This window comes from Phreatobacter aquiterrae, from assembly GCF_053471285.1.
The window spans coordinates 76405-91223 of sequence record NZ_JBJPHW010000005.1 but is presented as its reverse complement, the minus strand read 5'-3'; the positions used below and the strand labels follow the sequence as shown (position 1 = coordinate 91223).

Here is a 14819-nt window from a genome sequence, read left to right as displayed (position 1 = left end):
AGGTGCGGCGCTTAACAAAGCGTTCACCATGCCCGTTAGGCGCCTGTTCACCATGAGCATCAGCGGCGGATGTCGGGGCGCAGGAAGCTCGACAGGTCCATCGGCTGGTTCGACGGGCGGCGGACCGTCTCGACGCGCACCGGATAGAAGGGCCCGCCGACCGCCGGAGCGGACGTGGCCGGGCTCGTCGCGGGTGACGACAGGGCCGTCGCCAGATTGACCTGCCGGGCGGCGGTCGCCGCATCGCGGCCGATCGACGTCCAGGTCGCGGCGACGAAGGCATTGATAGGGCCGCCGCCGCCAGCGAACAGCGAGTGGAAGGGGCGTGTCGGATCGACGTTGATCCTCGGCACGGCCGACCAGCCGCTGGCCTCCTCCTGCGCGGCGGTCGCGGCCGCAACGGTCTGCGCCGCCGGGGTCGTGCCTGTCGTGGCCGCGACCGTCGTCGACTGGCCGGAGGAGAGGACCTGATAGACCTCGGCGATGGTGCGCGGCCGTCCCTGGTCGAAGAAGATGCGGCGGTTGGCGCCGGCCGCATCCGGGAACAGCCGGGCGGCGGTCGCCTGCGGATTGGACTGGTTGGCGTTGATCAGACGCGCGGCGCCCCCCGACCCGAGGAAATGCGCCATGTAGAGTTCGCCCTCGGTCGGGTTGCGACCGGTGGCCGAGCGCAGTTCCGCGGCGTTGCGGTTGGTGAAGGCGCCGGCCATCAGGGCCGAGACGGCGGGATCGTCGCGCAGGGCGAGGATCTGCTGGCGGGCGGCGGGATCGGAGACCGTCGGCCGGCCGCTGGCGTCGCGGCCGATCTGCTCGGCGAAGCGCCCGAGGCCGAGGTTGCGGCCCTCCTCGCGCACCATGGTGAGCCAGGTGGAATCAATGAACTGATAGAGCCCGCGGGCGCTGGAGGTCGGCGCCTGGGCCGTCGGCTGCAGGCTCGATTCGCGCCGCGCCGTGCGCAGCAGGTAGTCGAAGCCCGTGCCGGTCTTCTGCGCGGCGGCCTGGATGGCCGACATGACACGGGCAACGCCCGCTTCGGCCGCCGTGGTCGGGCGGCTCTGCGGTTCGGCGGATGAGCGGAAGAGAAACATCTCGGCTATGTCCCCAGCGACGAGGCCTTGGCCGCCAAGGTGCGGCAATATGGTAAATGAAATCGTAACGACCTGACCTAACGGGAGCCGATCATGACGGCGACGACCCTGATCACCGACGACAAGCGCCACCCGCGCGGCGGCATCTATTTCGACGATTTCGCCGTCGGCCAGTTGATCAAGCACCGCATCACGCGCTCCGTGACGCAGATGGACAATGTGCTGTTCTCCACCCTGACGATGAATCCGCAGCCGCTGCATATCGACCGGCAGTTCTCCGAGGCCTCCGAATGGGGTCAGCCGCTGATGAACTCGCTGTTCACGCTCGGCCTGCTCATCGGCATTTCCGTTCCCGACACCACCAACGGCACGCTGTTCGCCAATCTCGGCATGACCGACGTCAAGTTCCCCCACCCGCTGTTCGAGAACGACACGGTGCACTGCGAGAGCACCGTCACGTCGACGCGCGAATCGAAATCACGCCCGACCATGGGCGTCGTCGAGTTTCACCACCGGGCCTATAACCAGCACGACAAGCTGGTCGCCGAATGCACCCGGCAGTCGCTCGTCCTCAAGCGTGGAGCCTGAGACCATGCGCTCGATGCTGTTCGTGCCGGCCGATTCGGAGAAGAAGCTGGCGAAGGGGCTGGAGAGCGGCGCCGACGCGCTGATCCTCGATATCGAGGACTCGGTCTCGGCGGCCAACAAGGCCCTTGCCCGCGCGACGGCGCGCGCCTTCCTCGCGCAGCACGGACCGGCAACCAACCGCCCGCTGCTGATGGTGCGCGTCAACGCGCTCGATACCGGCCTGACGGATCAGGACCTGGAGGCCGTGGTCGCCGCCCGCCCCGATGCCATCATGCTGCCGAAGAGTGAGTCGGGCCGCGACGTGACCCATCTCGACGCCAAGCTGACCGCGCTGGAGGCCATCGCCGGCATCGACGAGGGCATGATTCGCATCGTTGTGGTGGCGACGGAGACGGCGAAGGCCATCTTCACGCTCGGCACCTATCAGGGGTCGAGCCCCCGCCTGTCGGGGCTGACCTGGGGCGCCGAGGACCTTTCCGCCGACATCGGCGCCGAAACCAACCGCGCGCCCGACGGGCGTCATACCGAACCCTTCCGTCTCGCGCGCGGGCTCTGCCTCATGGGGGCGGTGGCGGCCGGCGTGCAGCCGATCGACACCGTCTTCCCGGCCTTCCGCGATACGGAGGGCCTGAGGCGCGAGTGCGAGGAGGCACGGCGCGACGGCTTCACCGCCAAGATGGCGATCCATCCGGCACAGGTGCCGGTGATCAACGCGGTGTTCACGCCGACGGCCGAGGCCATCGCCGGGGCCGAGGCGGTGGTCGCCGCCTTCGCCGCGCAGCCGACGGCCGGCGTCGTCAACATCGGCGGCGAGATGTTCGACCGGCCGCACCTGACGCGGGCCGAACGGCTGCTGAAGCGCGCGGGGCGGTAGGACGACAGGCGGTGGCCGCAGGAGTTGGTGACCCGCAAGACCCAAGTGCGTCCTTCGAGGCTCGGCTGCCGCCTCGCACCTCAGGATGAGGAGGGCAGTGGATTGCACGTCGGAGGATGAGCGTAGCGGTCGAGCGTCCGTCGGCGCTGATGCAGTTCATCAACCCGCCTCATCCTGAGGTGCGAGCTGCCGACGATGCGCCGGCATCGTCCGGAGGCGAGCCTCGAAGGACGCACTTCGGTTGTGCAGGACATGCCGACGGGATGGAGACGCCCACTACTCCGCCGCGAGCACGAGGTCGTCGCGGTGGATCATCTCCTTGCGGCCCTTGTAGCCGAGGACGGTTTCGATCGCCTTGGAGTTCTTGCCCATGATCTGCACCGCCGCCACCGCATCATAGGCGACGAGGCCGCGGCCGATCTCGGCGCCGTCGGGGCCCCGCACGACGACGCAGTCGCCCCGCTCGAAGGCGCCGTCGACCTTGGCGACGCCGGCCGGCAGCAGGCTCTTGCCGTGACGCACGGCTTCGACGGCGCCGGCATCGAGCCAGATGACGCCGCGCGGCTCCAGCGAGCCGGCGATCCACTTCTTGCGGCTGGTCACCGGATGGGTCGGGGTCAGGAACCACGTGCAGGGTCCGCCCGCCTCGATCCGCGCCAGCGGCGCGTCGTACTTGCCGGAGGCGATCACCATGGTGGTGCCGGCGGTCGTCGCGATCTTGCCGGCCTCGACCTTGGTCGTCATGCCGCCGCGGGAGAGTTCCGACGCCGCACCGCCTGCCATGGCCTCGATCTCCGGCGTGATACGCGGCACGACCGGGATGAGCGTCGCAGCGGGGTCCTTCTGCGGCGGCGCCGTATAGAGCCCGTCGATGTCGGAGAGCAGCACGAGGCAGTCCGCACCGACCATGGTCGCGACGCGGGCGGCGAGGCGGTCGTTGTCGCCATAGCGGATCTCGTCGGTCGCCACCGTGTCGTTCTCGTTGACGACGGGCACGGCACGCACGGCGAACAGCGTCTCCATGGTGTTGCGGGCGTTGAGGTAGCGGCGTCTTTCCTCGGTATCGTGCAGCGTAACGAGGATCTGCCCGGCGACGATGCCGTGGCGGCCGAGAACCTCCGACCAGGCGCGGGCGAGCGCGATCTGGCCGACAGAGGCTGCCGCCTGGCTCTGCTCCAGTTCCAGCGGCCCCTTCGGCAGCCTGAGGATCGTGCGGCCGAGGGCAATGGCGCCGGAAGACACCACGAGCACGTCCGCGCCGCGCGCGGCATGGCGGGCGATGTCGGCGCCGAGAGTCTCCAGCCAGACCTGCTTGAGCGCGCCCTTGTCGCCGTCGACGAGCAGCGAGGAGCCGACCTTCACGACGATGCGGCGGAAGGCGGCGAGCGCGGGCGTTTGGGCGGGAGCGGACATCGGAGCCGGAGACGCAAAGCCCGCCGCAGGGTGCGGCGGGCGTCATTGGCAGGGATTTAGACGATCGCCGTCGCGCAATGCAACGCCGTCAGTTGGCGCTCGGCACCCGGTCCTCGATGCCGCGGACATAGAAGTTCATGCTCAGGATTTGCTCGTCCGCCAGAACGCCGTTGCCCTTGCACTCGACGGTTGTTCCGTCCTGCCGGACGATGGGGCAGCGGAAGGGATGCAGCGTGCCGGCCTTGATGGCGGCCTCCGTCGCCTCAGCCTGGGCCTTCACCTCGGCCGGCATGTTCGTATAGGGCGCCATGTGGACGAGGCCGGTGTTCAGCCCGCCCCAGGTGTCGCCGGAAGCCCACTTGCCGTCGAGCATCGCCTGCACCCGCTGGAGGTAATAGGGCGCCCAGTCGTTGACGATCGAGGTCAGCTGCGCCTTCGGGCCGAAGCGCAGCATGTCGGAGTCCTGCCCGAAGGCGAGGATGCCGCGCTGCTCGGCGACCTGCATGGCGGCGGGCGAATCGGTGTGCTGGGCGAGGATGTCGGCGCCCTGGTCGGCCAGCGCCTTGGCGGCGTCGGCCTCCTTGCCGGGGTCGTACCAGGTGTTGACCCAGACGATCCTGATCTTCAGGTCGGGGCGCACCGACTGGGCGCCGAGCATGAAGGCGTTGATGCCGGAGACGACCTCGGGGATGGCGAAGGAGCCGATATAGCCGACCGTCCCGGTCTTCGACATGCGCGCGGCGATCTGGCCGAGGATGTAGCGGCCCTCGTAGAACCGCCCGGCATAGGTCGCAAGGTTCGCCGAACGCTTGAAACCGGTGGCGTGCTCGAAGCGCACGTTGGGATGCCGGCGGGCGACGCGCTCGGTCGGGTCCATGAAGCCGAAGGACGTGGTGAAGATCAGCCGGTGGCCGGTGCGGGCGAGCTGCTCGATGACGCGCTCGGCGTCCGGGCCTTCTGCCACCTTCTCGACGAAGGTCGTCTCGACGCGGCTGCCGAACTGGCGCTCCACCGCCTGACGGCCGATGTCGTGCTGGAAGGTCCAGCCATGGTCGCCGACGGGACCGACATAGACGAAGCCGATCTTCAGCTTCTCCTGCGCGAGAGCATAGCCGACGCCGACGGTCGCTCCGACCACGGCCAGGGCGGCGGCGAACAGGGTCCTTCGATTCATGGATGCGCTCCCGTCAGGACTGGCCCGCGCGGGCCCTCCGGCGGATGGTGGCGCGCCCGGTTGCAGGGATCAAGCCTTTCGGGCGAGAACAGGCGACAAGGCTCCGGGACCACCCATGACGTCGTCTTCACCTCACGCCGAACAGTTCCAGCCCGCCCCGCTCAAGGAGCGCGTGCGCGAACTCTACGAGGCCGAGACCGAGCGGGCCGAACGTTTCCGCTACGGGCTGCTCGCCTTCGACCTTGTCACCATCTCCTTCGTCGTCGCGACGTCCTTCATGCAGCGCCGCCTGGCATTCGAGATCATCGATTTCCTCATCGGCCTCGTCGCCCTGACGGACTTCCTGGCGCGGATGTGGATCGCGCGACGGCCGTGGCGCGAACTGTCACACCCGCTGACCTGGGCCGACATCATCGCCATCATCTCGTTCCTGGCGCCGATCACCGGCGAGGGCGCGGGTTTCTTCCGGGTTCTGCGGACCCTGCGGCTGATGCGGACCTATCAGCTCGTCAAGCAGTTGCGCGGCGACAGCGCCTTCTTCCGCAAGAACCAGGAGATCATCTTCGCGGCGACGAACCTCTGCGTCTTCATCTTCATCATGACGGGCATCGTCTATGCGACGCAGCACCAAACAAATCCCGGCATCGCCAACTATGTCGATGCGCTCTATTTCACCGTCACGTCCCTGACGACCACCGGCTACGGCGACATCACCCTTCCCGGCACGCCCGGACGGCTGATTTCCGTCACCATCATGATTTTTGGCGTGACGCTGTTCCTGCGTCTCGCGCAGGTGCTGTTCCGGCCGACCAAGGTGCGCCACCCCTGCCCGACCTGCGGCCTGCAGCGCCACGAGCCCGACGCCGTCCACTGCAAGGCCTGCGGCACGGTGCTCAACATTCCGAACGAGGGCTGAGGGAGCCGGAGCGGGTTGAACCTTCTGGCCGCCGCGAGCCACTCACCGGCATGACCGACGCCATGTCGCACTCCCCGCCCCCACCACGCCACCGCGCGACGGCGATGCTCGCCGGCGGGGGCGCCGTGATCGCCTTTGCCACCGTCCTGCTCTGCGGCAGCGCCGCGGAGCCGCTGCTGTCGCTCGGCCTGCTGGGATGGAACCTGGCGCCCCTGGCGCTCCTCGCCTGGCTGGCGCGGCGCTTCATCGCCACGCCCGCGGCATACCGGCTCACCGTCGCGACGCTGGCGATCGTCGTGCTGGTCGAGGCGGCATTCCTGGCGGCGACGGTCGCCCAGGTCCTCGTCCAGTTTCACGGATGGACGATACCCGGGGTGAGGCCCGAAAGCCTCTACGGTCTCGTGGCCCTGCTCATCCCCCTCCCCGTCGGCGGCATCGGCCTTGTCGGGCTTGCCGCCGCTCTTCTCGTCCAGCGCCGCGAGCGCGCGCGGATCAGCGCCGCTCGTTGAAGTTGCCGCCGCCGGGCGGGCGGGTCATCCTGAACATCTGTTCGCTGCCCACATGGAAATACTGGTCGTAGCCGCCGCGCATGACCGGGTGCATGCGACCCGTATCGACGATGCCGTTGTCGATGAAATCGTCGTTGATGTAGATGCCGACGACCTGGCCGATGACGAGATGGTAGCTGGTCACGCCCTCCAGCGAGGTCAGCGGCACGGTTTGCAGCCACTTGCACTCGAGGGCCGCGGGCGAAGCCTTCACCCGCGGCGGCTTCACGAATTTCGACGGCGCGGCCTCGAGGCCGGCGAACTCCATCTCGTTCTCGCCGCGCGGCAGCGGCGCCGAGGTGACGTTCATCGCGTCCCGCAGGTCCCAGGAGACGACGGAACAGGTGAACTCGCCCGTCTCCTCGGCAAAGGCCAGGGCATCCTTCCGGCCGCCAGACCCGAAGCAGACCATGTGCGGCTTGTCTGAAATGGCGTTGAAGAAGGAATAGGGCGAGCAGTTGATGCGCCCGTCCTTGTCGATCGAGGTGATCCAGCCGATCGGGCGCGGCGAGACGATGGCCTTGAACGGGTCGTGGGGAAGGCCGTGGTCGGCCGCCGTAACGTTGTAATGCATGGGTGTTTCAGCCTTCAGAGACGGGTGACGATGGCGGCCATGTCGGGGCGCTGGCGGTCGTCCGCCTTCGCGCCCGGGGTGCCGATGTGGACGAAGCCGGCGATCTTCTCCTCCGCCGCAAGCCCGAGGCGGTCGAGGACGCGGCGGTCATAGGCGGGCCATTCGGTGACCCAGTTGCCGCCGAAGCCGTAGGCGGCCGCGGCATGGAGCAGGTTGAGGCAGACGGCCCCCGCGGAGAGCAGTTGTTCCCATTCGGGGATCTTCACGTGCGGGGCCGCCCGCGACACCACGGCGACGCAGACCGGCGCGCGGGTGAAGCGGGTGCGGTCGATCTCCAGCCTTTTCGGATCAACCGCGGCGTCATCGGCCCGCGCGAGTTCCTCCAGCGCGGCCCCGAGGCGCTCGCCGGCGGCATGGTCGATGACGATGAAGCGCCAGGGGGCGAGCTTGCCGTGGTCCGGCACGCGCGCGGCGATCGCCAGCATCGCGTCCAGCGTCGCCGCGTCCGGCCCAGGAGCCTGCATCAGCGGAAAGGGCGTCGAGCGGCGGGTCCGCAGATGGTCGATCAGGCGGTTGTCGGACGTCATGACGATTCCTGCATCAGATGATCGTTCAACTAGGCAACTTCACTCCCGTCGCCAAGGGTCTGGCGCGGGACTTGCGCCCGAAGGGCTTGCCCGCAGGGCTGGCACGCACCAAAAAGGGCCATAATCCGACGCGAGATGATGGACGCATGACCTCCGGCCTCCGATACGCCCTCGCCACCCTGGCGCTCGCAGCCCTCTCGGGTCTGCCCGAGGGCGGCAACGCGGCCATGGCACAGGGCTTCGAGCGCCCGCCCCTGCCGCGCATCTCGGCATCGCCGCACGCCGACCTGCCGCCCATCGCCGTCGAGCCGCAGAGACGGCGGCGCCACATGCCGGGCGGCGCGGCAACGCCCTTCTTCACCCTGCCGGACGGCGCGACCCCGTTCACGCCGCAGATGGGCACCTCGCCCACCATGATCCCCTCGCTGCCGGGCAGCCCCTCCCTGCCGCCCCAGTTCGCCGACGGGACGGAGGTGACGCTCGATGCGCGCTTCCGCACCGGCGGGCAGCATGTGCGCGAGGGCCTGCACTGGCGCGTTTTCGGCGACCAGCCGGAGCCGAACGGCGCCTTCGCGCTCGTCGCGGAAACGCGCAATGCGCAGGCGCTGCTGCGGCTGCGACCCGGCACCTACATCCTGCACGTCGCCTTCGGCACCGTCTCGCAGGCCAAGCGCATCCGCATCGGCGCCGAGCCCTACCGCGAGACCCTCATCCTGAACGCCGGCGCGGTGCGTCTCGTCGGCAAGGTCGGCGACAGCGACATCCACAACGTGCAGCTCTCCTTCGACATCTTCGCCGGCGGGCTGTTCGACGGCGGCGAGCCGCGCCTGGTGCGGCGGCAGGCGCCGGCCGGAGACCTGATCGCGCTCGGCGAGGGCACCTATCACGTCGTCTCGACCTATGGCGACGCCAACGCCACGATCCGCGCCGACATCCGCATCCGTGCCGGCCAGGTCACCGATGCGACCATCCACCATCGCGCCGCCGCCATCAGCCTGAAGCTGGTTCAGCAGCGCGAGGGCGGCGCGGCCATCGGCAACGCCGCCTGGACGGTGCTGACCCCCGGCGGCGACGTCATCAAGGAATCGATCGGCGCCTTTCCGTCCATGGTGCTGCAGGAGGGCGAGTATCTCGCCATCGCCCGCCACGAGGGCCGCGTGTTCAACAAGCGTTTCACCGTGGAAGCCGGCAAGAACCAGGACATAGAGGTCGTGGCCCGCTAATCTGGGGCCATCGGGGGGCAGCAGGCCGTCGACGGACGACCTGCGACCACCCTTCTTCTGCCGACTGCCTACTGGCGGCTACGCCGCACGTCCGGCGGCGTTGCCTCATCGACGAGCTGCGCCACCAGCGCCTCAAGGCCCTGCGTCTCCTGCGCCTGGCTGCCGAAGCGGCGGACCGAGACGGTGCGCTCGGCCGCTTCCTTCCTGCCGACGGCGAGGATGACCGGGATCTTCTGCAGCGAGTGCTCGCGCACCTTGTAGGAGATCTTCTCGTTCCGGAGGTCAGCATCGACCCTCAGCCCCGCCTTGCGGCAGGCGGCGAGTACCTCCCTTGCGTAGTCGTCGGCCTCCGAGGTGATCGGGCAGACGACGACCTGCTTCGGCGCGAACCAGAAGGGGAAGCTGCCCGCATAGTTCTCGATGAGAATGCCAATGAAGCGCTCCATCGAGCCGCAGATGGCGCGATGGACCATGACCGGCGGGGTCTTCTCGCCGTCGGGACCGATGTAGAAGGCGCCGAAGCGCTCCGGCAGGTTGAAGTCGACCTGCGTCGTGCCGCACTGCCAGTCGCGGCCGATGGCGTCGCGCAGCACATATTCGAACTTCGGGCCGTAGAAGGCGCCCTCGCCCGGGTTGATGGCGGTCTTGATCCGGCCGCCGGACTGGGCCGCGATCTTCTCCAGCACCTTGCCCATGACGCTTTCGGCGCGATCCCACAGCGCGTCGGCGCCGACCCTCTTCTCGGGCCGGGTGGAGAGCTTCACGACAATCTCGTCAAAGCCGAAATCGGCATAGGTGGTGAGGATCAGGTCGTTGATGCGGATGCACTCGGCCTCCAGCTGCTCGTCGGTGCAGAAGACGTGGGCGTCGTCCTGGGTAAAGCCGCGCACGCGCATCAGCCCGTGCAGGGCGCCCGACGGCTCATAGCGATGGACGACACCAAATTCTGCAAGTTTCATAGGTAGATCGCGGTATGATTTCAACCCATGCTTGAAGATCTGCACGTGGCCCGGGCAGTTCATCGGCTTGATGGCGAACCAGCGCTTGTCCTCGGCCTCGTCGCCGGCGGACTGGGCCGCGAACATGTTCTCGCGGTACCAGCCCCAGTGGCCCGAGGTCTCCCACAGCGACTTGTCGAGGAGCTGCGGCGCGTTGACCTCGTCATAGCCATGCTCGGCGAGGCGGCGGCGCATGTAGGCGACGAGGGTCTGGAAGATGGACCAGCCCTTTGGGTGCCAGAAGACGACGCCCGGCCCCTCCTCCTGGAAATGAAAGAGGTCCATCTCGCGCCCCAGGCGGCGATGGTCGCGCTTCTCCGCCTCCTCCAGCATGTGGAGATAGGCCTTCAGTTCCTCGTCGGTGCGGAAGGCGGTGGCGTAGATGCGGGTCAGCATCGGATTGTTGGAATCGCCGCGCCAGTAGGCGCCGGCCACCTTCATCAGCTTGAAGGAATTGCCGATCTGGCCGGTGGAGGCCATGTGGGGGCCGCGGCAGAGGTCGAACCAGCCGCCCTGGTCGTAGAGCTTGATCTGCTGGTCTGCGGGGATCGCCTCGACCAGCTCGACCTTGAAGGCCTCGCCCTTGTCGCGGAAGATCTGCATGGCCTCGTCGCGCGAGACGACGCGCTTGGTGAAGGGCTTGTTGGCGGCGATGATCTTGCGCATCTCCGCCTCGATCGCCGCGAAGTCCTCGGGCGTGAACGGCTCGTTGCGGAAGAAGTCGTAGTAGAAGCCGTTCTCGATCACCGGGCCGATGGTCACCTGGGTTCCCGGCCAGAGCTTCTGCACGGCCTCGGCCATGACATGGGCCGCGTCGTGGCGGATCAGTTCGAGAGCCTCGGGGCTGTCGCGGGTGACGAACTCGATCTTCGCATCGCCGCCGATCGGGTCGGAAAGGTCCGCCACCACGCCGTCGAGCTTGACCGCGATAGACCTCTTGGCGAGCGAGGGGGCGATGGCCTTTGCGACATCGAGGCCGGTCACGCCGGCATCGTAGGAACGCTCAGCGCCATCGGGGAAGGTCAGGACAGGCATGGGTCTCTCCGCTCACTCCTGCCGACAAAGCAGGTAAGGGGTGGGTCATCGGGATCGAGGCATCCCCCGACGGAGTTGCTGCTCACATGGCGGCATCCGGCGCGGGACGAAGCGGGAATAGCCGAGCCGCGGAGCAAGGGCAATGCGCTCGCGACTTGCCGGGGGCGGCAGGGCCGCTAGCCTCGCCGCATGCAAACCCTCCGCCGACTCATCCCTGTCCTCCTCATGCTCGCCGCCGGTGCGCTGCCGGCCCATGGCGAAGACCCCATGCCGGGCAGGCCGCAGGTTGCCGCCATGGCCTTCACGCTGACGCAGGGCGAGACGGACGCCTGCGGGCCGGGCTGCTCGCGCTGGATTGCGGCCGAGGGCGCCATTCTCGCGGCGACGCCCCTCGCCTTCCTCGAAGCTGTGCAGGCGCTTGGGAGCGGGAAGCCGCCCGTTCTGATCCATTCGGACGGCGGAGTCGTCGAGGCCGCCATGGCGCTCGGCCGCCTCATGCGTCGCGCCGGGCTCGCCACCGTCGTCGCACGAACCGACCGTTCGGGCCTGGTGCCGGCACCGGGCCTCGACGGCGCCTGCCACGGCGCCTGCCTCTACCTGCTGCTCGCCGGCACCGAGCGGGCGGTCGCCCCCGGCGCGGTCGTCTCCATCCAGCCGCTGGCCTTTCCGGGGCCGGCCGCCGAGCCCTTTCCCGACGCGATGCGGGCGCGGCTCACATCCGCCGCCCTCGTCCGGGTGCGCGCCTATCTCGGCGAGATGGGCATCGAGCCGACGCTCGCGGACTTCCTCGACGGCGAGCGCTACGCGCCCTTCTACCCGGACCGTGGCTTCCTTGAGATGCACGGGATTGTTACCCGCGATCAGCCCTGGTGAGGCTCCACCGCCTCGCAGACCGGCCTGCCGCGCCGCCAGCGCCAGCTTCCGAAGCGCCAGGGCAGGTACCACCGCGCGCCGGCCGGTCGCTCCAGCGGCGGGTTGTCGATGCCGGAGGTGCCGTAGGGGTGGCAGCGGCAGAGCCGGGCGAGGCCCATCCAGCCGCCGGCCCACAGACCATGGCGCATCACCGCCTCGTCCATGTAGGCCGAGCAGGTCGGCATGTGCCGGCACCAGCGGCCGACGAGCATGGAGATGGTCAGCTGGTAGGTGCGCAGCAGGCCATGGCCGGCGAGCCGCGGCCACCGCCGCGGCCTCCAGTCGTCGAACAGGCGGTCGAGATCGCGGTCGGCGCCCATCAGGCCGGGGCCGCAGCCCTTGTCGCGCCGGATCTGGCCGCCTCGACCTTCCCGAGGGCATCGACCACCGCGTCGAAGGTCAGGAGCGTCGAGGCGTGACGCGCCTTGAAGTCGCGCACCGGCTCCAGCACGGCGATGTCGGCCCAGCGGCCTCCCGGCGCCGGCCCGTTGTCCTTCAGCATGCGCCTGACATCATCGCGCAGCGCCCGGAGTTCTGCGGCGGTCGCGCCGACGATATGGCTTGCCATGATGGCGGACGACGCCTGGCCGAGGGCGCAGGCCTTCACGTCATGGGCGAAATCGGCGACCACGTCGCCGTCCATGGCGATGTCGACGGTGACCGTCGAGCCGCAGAGTTTCGAATGGGCCGTGGCGGTGGCATCCGGCGCGGCGAGGCGCCCGAGACGCGGAATCGTCGCCGCCAGTTCCAGAATGCGCTTGTTATAGACGTCGTCGAGCAAAGGCTTCGCTCCATCGGCCAAGATGAACGTTCGTTCATGGCGCGTTCAGGCCCGACCATCATATATGCGTCTCAGGAAGGCGTTAAAGCCCGGCGGAAGATCGGGTTCTGGAGGGAGCGACGACGGACTGTGGCAACTTGTCGCACATTTCTGCTGTGCGCCAAACCCGATCCGGAACGTTCTCATCAGGCGTAACAGGAAACGTTCCACACGGAGTTGAGTGCCATGGATGCCGTCGTGACGACCCTTCCCCTCCAGAAGGTCGCGGATGCTCCGCGCCGTCGCCGCCCGAGCCGCGAAGAGGCCGAAGCCGCCGTCCGCACCCTCATCGAATGGGTCGGCGACAATCCGGACCGCGAGGGTCTCGTCGACACGCCGCGCCGCATGGTGAAGGCCTGGGAGGATCTCTTCCGCGGCTATGGCCTGTCGGCCGCCAAGGAACTCGGCACGGTCTTCGAGGAGGTCGGCGGCTACGGCGACGTCGTGCTCGTCCGCGACATCCCGTTCTTCTCGCATTGCGAGCACCATATCGTGCCGATCAGCGGCCGGGCGCACATCGCCTATTACCCCCGCGAGGGCGTGGTGGGCCTGTCCAAGCTCGCCAAGGTCGTCGATATCTACGCCCGCCGCCTGCAGACGCAGGAGAACATGACGGCCGAGATCGTCGGCGCCATCGAGGAGAGCCTGAGGCCCCGCGGCCTCGCGGTCCTGGTCGAGGCCGAGCACATGTGCATGTCGATGCGCGGCGTGCAGAAGCAGGGCGTCTCGACCATCACCACCGGCTTCACCGGCCTGTTCAAGGACGATCCGTCTGAACAGGCGCGGTTCATGCAGATGATCCGCGGCTTCCGCTGACCTCCGGCGCATTGCCGGAAGCTGCAACGCCCGCCCCTCAGGCGGGCGTTGTGCATTGATGGACTCAGAGTTCGACGGTCCCGCCCAATTTCGGCACCGCCACCTTCGTCTTCGAGCCCAACCCCGCTAAGCCACATCCATGGCCGAGATTGTTACCTGTCCAACCAGGTTCGACTTGGAAAGCAATCTCTCGGCAATGAACGCCGCACGTTTCGCAACGGTCAGAGATGTCGCTGTGAACGACAGTCGATCGCGCACCTTGTCAATGTCATCGAATGATATCGACACCCTTGGCTCCTCTCGAAACTCGTCCCAAAGCGCCTCACCATAATATAATATGAGGGGTTCAAGCTTCGGACGGGGCGCCTGCGTCAAATCGAAGACAATGCTGACCGTGATTTGCGGTTTCCGCACCATAAGGTCGGCCTCAGCGGTTGTATCTGCTGCTGGCGAACTGATCAGAGCTCCACCGTTCCGCCGGACTTCGGCACCGCCACCTTCGTCTTCGAGCCCGCCATGCCGGCCACGAACTTGTCGGCGGTCGGGTCGAGCAGGCCGAAGGTCGCATAGTGGCACGGGATCACCGTGTCGAAGGTGAAGAACTTGCGGCAGGCGAAGGCGGCGGCATCGCCGCCCATGGTGAAGCGGTCGCCGATCGGCACCAGCGCGTGGGTCGGCCTGTGGTACTCGGCGATGAGGCCCATGTCCGGCATCATGTCGGTGTCGCCCATCGCATAGAGCGCCACGCCGCCCTTCTGCTTGATGATGAGGCCGTTCGGGTTGCCCAGCGCATGGCTGACCCCGTCGTGGAAATCGGCGGAGGAATGCAGCGCATTGGTCAGCGTCACCGTGAAGTCTCCCTGGTCGGTGGTGCCGCCCGTGTTCATCGGATCGAAGGCCTTGAGGCCCTTGTGCGCCAGATACATGCACAGGTCGTAGTTGGTGACGACCTTGGCGCCGGTCTCGGCGGCGATCGCCAGCGTGTCGCCGACATGGTCCGAATGGCCGTGGGTCAGCAGCACGTGGGTGGCGCCTGCAATGGCCTCGGCGCGGTTGCCGGTGAAGGACGGGTTGCCGGTCAGGAAGGGGTCGATCAGCACGACCGACGCGCCGAAATCGAGACGGAAGGCCGAATGGCCGAACCAGGTGAGCTTCATGGGGTTCCTCCTGCGGAGACCGGATGGGAGTGGCGGTCGAAGCGGAGTATAGGCTGCCGCGTGACGCCCTCAATGCAGCGACAAGGATTCGGGACC

Annotated in this window: 16 protein-coding genes; 7 read left to right on the top strand and 9 right to left on the bottom strand. The window is 68.0% G+C overall.

What is annotated here, in order from left to right; genetic code table 11:
* Positions 1-59 precede the first annotated feature (59 nt).
* Positions 60-1088, bottom strand: a complete 1029-nt coding sequence (locus ACJ4V0_RS09450) for a lytic transglycosylase domain-containing protein (protein ID WP_448299331.1) — start codon at positions 1086-1088, stop codon at positions 60-62.
* Positions 1089-1181: 93 nt separating this feature from the next.
* On the opposite strand from ACJ4V0_RS09450, the gene ACJ4V0_RS09445 reads away from it, so the two are divergent.
* Both ACJ4V0_RS09445 and ACJ4V0_RS09440 read left to right on the top strand, forming a co-directional pair.
* Entirely contained in the window at positions 1182-1676 is a 495-nt protein-coding gene (locus ACJ4V0_RS09445) for a MaoC family dehydratase (protein WP_448299330.1), read from the top strand.
* Between the two features lie 4 nt (positions 1677-1680).
* On the top strand, positions 1681-2550 hold the full coding sequence (locus tag ACJ4V0_RS09440; protein ID WP_448299329.1) for an HpcH/HpaI aldolase/citrate lyase family protein: 870 nt from the start codon (positions 1681-1683) through the stop codon (positions 2548-2550).
* 276 nt (positions 2551-2826) lie between these two features.
* Here ACJ4V0_RS09440 and proB read toward each other — a convergent pair whose 3' ends face one another.
* Both proB and ACJ4V0_RS09430 read right to left on the bottom strand, forming a co-directional pair.
* Positions 2827-3963, bottom strand: coding sequence for a glutamate 5-kinase (proB, locus tag ACJ4V0_RS09435; RefSeq protein WP_448299328.1), 1137 nt, complete (start codon positions 3961-3963; stop codon positions 2827-2829).
* A gap of 88 nt (positions 3964-4051) precedes the next feature.
* Positions 4052-5137: a BMP family ABC transporter substrate-binding protein gene (locus ACJ4V0_RS09430; protein WP_448299327.1), complete on the bottom strand. Its 1086-nt coding sequence runs from the start codon at positions 5135-5137 to the stop codon at positions 4052-4054.
* 115 nt (positions 5138-5252) lie between these two features.
* Here ACJ4V0_RS09430 and ACJ4V0_RS09425 point away from each other — a divergent pair, with 115 nt between their 5' ends.
* Both ACJ4V0_RS09425 and ACJ4V0_RS09420 read left to right on the top strand, forming a co-directional pair.
* Positions 5253-6053: an ion transporter gene (locus tag ACJ4V0_RS09425; RefSeq protein ID WP_448299326.1), complete on the top strand. Its 801-nt coding sequence runs from the start codon at positions 5253-5255 to the stop codon at positions 6051-6053.
* Between the two features lie 62 nt (positions 6054-6115).
* Positions 6116-6562, top strand: a complete 447-nt coding sequence (locus tag ACJ4V0_RS09420) for a hypothetical protein (RefSeq protein ID WP_448299325.1) — start codon at positions 6116-6118, stop codon at positions 6560-6562.
* Here ACJ4V0_RS09420 and ACJ4V0_RS09415 read toward each other — a convergent pair.
* Together ACJ4V0_RS09415 and ACJ4V0_RS09410 are read right to left on the bottom strand one after the other, a co-directional pair.
* Entirely contained in the window at positions 6546-7175 is a 630-nt protein-coding gene (locus tag ACJ4V0_RS09415) for a flavin reductase family protein (protein ID WP_448299324.1), read from the bottom strand. The two genes, ACJ4V0_RS09420 and ACJ4V0_RS09415, sit on opposite strands and share 17 nt — an antisense overlap.
* Before the next feature lie 14 nt (positions 7176-7189).
* Entirely contained in the window at positions 7190-7762 is a 573-nt protein-coding gene (locus ACJ4V0_RS09410; RefSeq protein ID WP_448299323.1) for a nitroreductase family protein, read from the bottom strand.
* A 146-nt stretch (positions 7763-7908) separates the two neighbouring features.
* Between ACJ4V0_RS09410 and ACJ4V0_RS09405 the strand changes: the two genes are divergently transcribed.
* Entirely contained in the window at positions 7909-8985 is a 1077-nt protein-coding gene (locus tag ACJ4V0_RS09405; RefSeq protein WP_448299322.1) for an RgsD C-terminal domain-containing protein, read from the top strand.
* 68 nt (positions 8986-9053) lie between these two features.
* On the opposite strand, the gene thrS is transcribed toward ACJ4V0_RS09405, so the two are convergent.
* The gene (gene thrS, locus ACJ4V0_RS09400) at positions 9054-11018 is read right to left on the bottom strand and encodes a threonine--tRNA ligase (protein ID WP_448299321.1); all 1965 of its coding nucleotides are present in this window, start codon (positions 11016-11018) and stop codon (positions 9054-9056) included.
* A 189-nt stretch (positions 11019-11207) separates the two neighbouring features.
* Between thrS and ACJ4V0_RS09395 the strand changes: the two genes are divergently transcribed.
* On the top strand, positions 11208-11891 hold the full coding sequence (locus ACJ4V0_RS09395) for a COG3904 family protein (RefSeq protein ID WP_448299320.1): 684 nt from the start codon (positions 11208-11210) through the stop codon (positions 11889-11891).
* On the opposite strand, the gene yidD is transcribed toward ACJ4V0_RS09395, so the two are convergent.
* Together yidD and ACJ4V0_RS09385 are read right to left on the bottom strand one after the other, a co-directional pair.
* Positions 11879-12250 carry a membrane protein insertion efficiency factor YidD gene (yidD, locus tag ACJ4V0_RS09390; RefSeq protein WP_448299319.1) on the bottom strand — a complete coding sequence of 124 codons (372 nt, stop codon included), beginning with the start codon at positions 12248-12250 and terminating at the stop codon, positions 11879-11881. The genes ACJ4V0_RS09395 and yidD overlap by 13 nt on opposite strands.
* Positions 12250-12711 (bottom strand): iron-sulfur cluster assembly scaffold protein, encoded by a 462-nt coding sequence (locus ACJ4V0_RS09385; RefSeq protein WP_448299519.1) that lies wholly within the window; start codon positions 12709-12711, stop codon positions 12250-12252. The genes yidD and ACJ4V0_RS09385 overlap by 1 nt, the downstream gene beginning before the upstream one ends.
* A gap of 225 nt (positions 12712-12936) precedes the next feature.
* Between ACJ4V0_RS09385 and folE the strand changes: the two genes are divergently transcribed.
* Complete coding sequence (gene folE, locus ACJ4V0_RS09380; RefSeq protein ID WP_448299318.1) at positions 12937-13566, top strand: GTP cyclohydrolase I FolE; 630 nt, start codon at positions 12937-12939, stop codon at positions 13564-13566.
* Positions 13567-14024: 458 nt separating this feature from the next.
* On the opposite strand, the gene ACJ4V0_RS09375 is transcribed toward folE, so the two are convergent.
* The gene (locus ACJ4V0_RS09375) at positions 14025-14723 is read right to left on the bottom strand and encodes a metal-dependent hydrolase (protein ID WP_448299317.1); all 699 of its coding nucleotides are present in this window, start codon (positions 14721-14723) and stop codon (positions 14025-14027) included.
* Positions 14724-14819: the final 96 nt, after the last annotated feature.

Excerpts from the sequence above, each read along its gene's own strand:
- ACJ4V0_RS09445 (WP_448299330.1), top strand. The coding sequence starts at position 1,182 with ATGACGGCGACGACCCTGATCACCGACGACAAGCGCCACCCGCGCGGC.
- ACJ4V0_RS09425 (WP_448299326.1), top strand. The coding sequence starts at position 5,253 with ATGACGTCGTCTTCACCTCACGCCGAACAGTTCCAGCCCGCCCCGCTC.
- ACJ4V0_RS09405 (WP_448299322.1), top strand. The coding sequence starts at position 7,909 with ATGACCTCCGGCCTCCGATACGCCCTCGCCACCCTGGCGCTCGCAGCC.
- ACJ4V0_RS09440 (WP_448299329.1), top strand. The coding sequence starts at position 1,681 with ATGCGCTCGATGCTGTTCGTGCCGGCCGATTCGGAGAAGAAGCTGGCG.
- ACJ4V0_RS09395 (WP_448299320.1), top strand. The coding sequence starts at position 11,208 with ATGCAAACCCTCCGCCGACTCATCCCTGTCCTCCTCATGCTCGCCGCC.
- thrS (WP_448299321.1), bottom strand. The coding sequence starts at position 11,018 with ATGCCTGTCCTGACCTTCCCCGATGGCGCTGAGCGTTCCTACGATGCC.
- ACJ4V0_RS09450 (WP_448299331.1), bottom strand. The coding sequence starts at position 1,088 with ATGTTTCTCTTCCGCTCATCCGCCGAACCGCAGAGCCGCCCGACCACG.
- ACJ4V0_RS09375 (WP_448299317.1), bottom strand. The coding sequence starts at position 14,723 with ATGAAGCTCACCTGGTTCGGCCATTCGGCCTTCCGTCTCGATTTCGGC.
- ACJ4V0_RS09410 (WP_448299323.1), bottom strand. The coding sequence starts at position 7,762 with ATGACGTCCGACAACCGCCTGATCGACCATCTGCGGACCCGCCGCTCG.
- proB (WP_448299328.1), bottom strand. The coding sequence starts at position 3,963 with ATGTCCGCTCCCGCCCAAACGCCCGCGCTCGCCGCCTTCCGCCGCATC.
- folE (WP_448299318.1), top strand. The coding sequence starts at position 12,937 with ATGGATGCCGTCGTGACGACCCTTCCCCTCCAGAAGGTCGCGGATGCT.
- ACJ4V0_RS09415 (WP_448299324.1), bottom strand. The coding sequence starts at position 7,175 with ATGCATTACAACGTTACGGCGGCCGACCACGGCCTTCCCCACGACCCG.
- ACJ4V0_RS09420 (WP_448299325.1), top strand. The coding sequence starts at position 6,116 with ATGTCGCACTCCCCGCCCCCACCACGCCACCGCGCGACGGCGATGCTC.
- ACJ4V0_RS09430 (WP_448299327.1), bottom strand. The coding sequence starts at position 5,137 with ATGAATCGAAGGACCCTGTTCGCCGCCGCCCTGGCCGTGGTCGGAGCG.
- yidD (WP_448299319.1), bottom strand. The coding sequence starts at position 12,250 with ATGGGCGCCGACCGCGATCTCGACCGCCTGTTCGACGACTGGAGGCCG.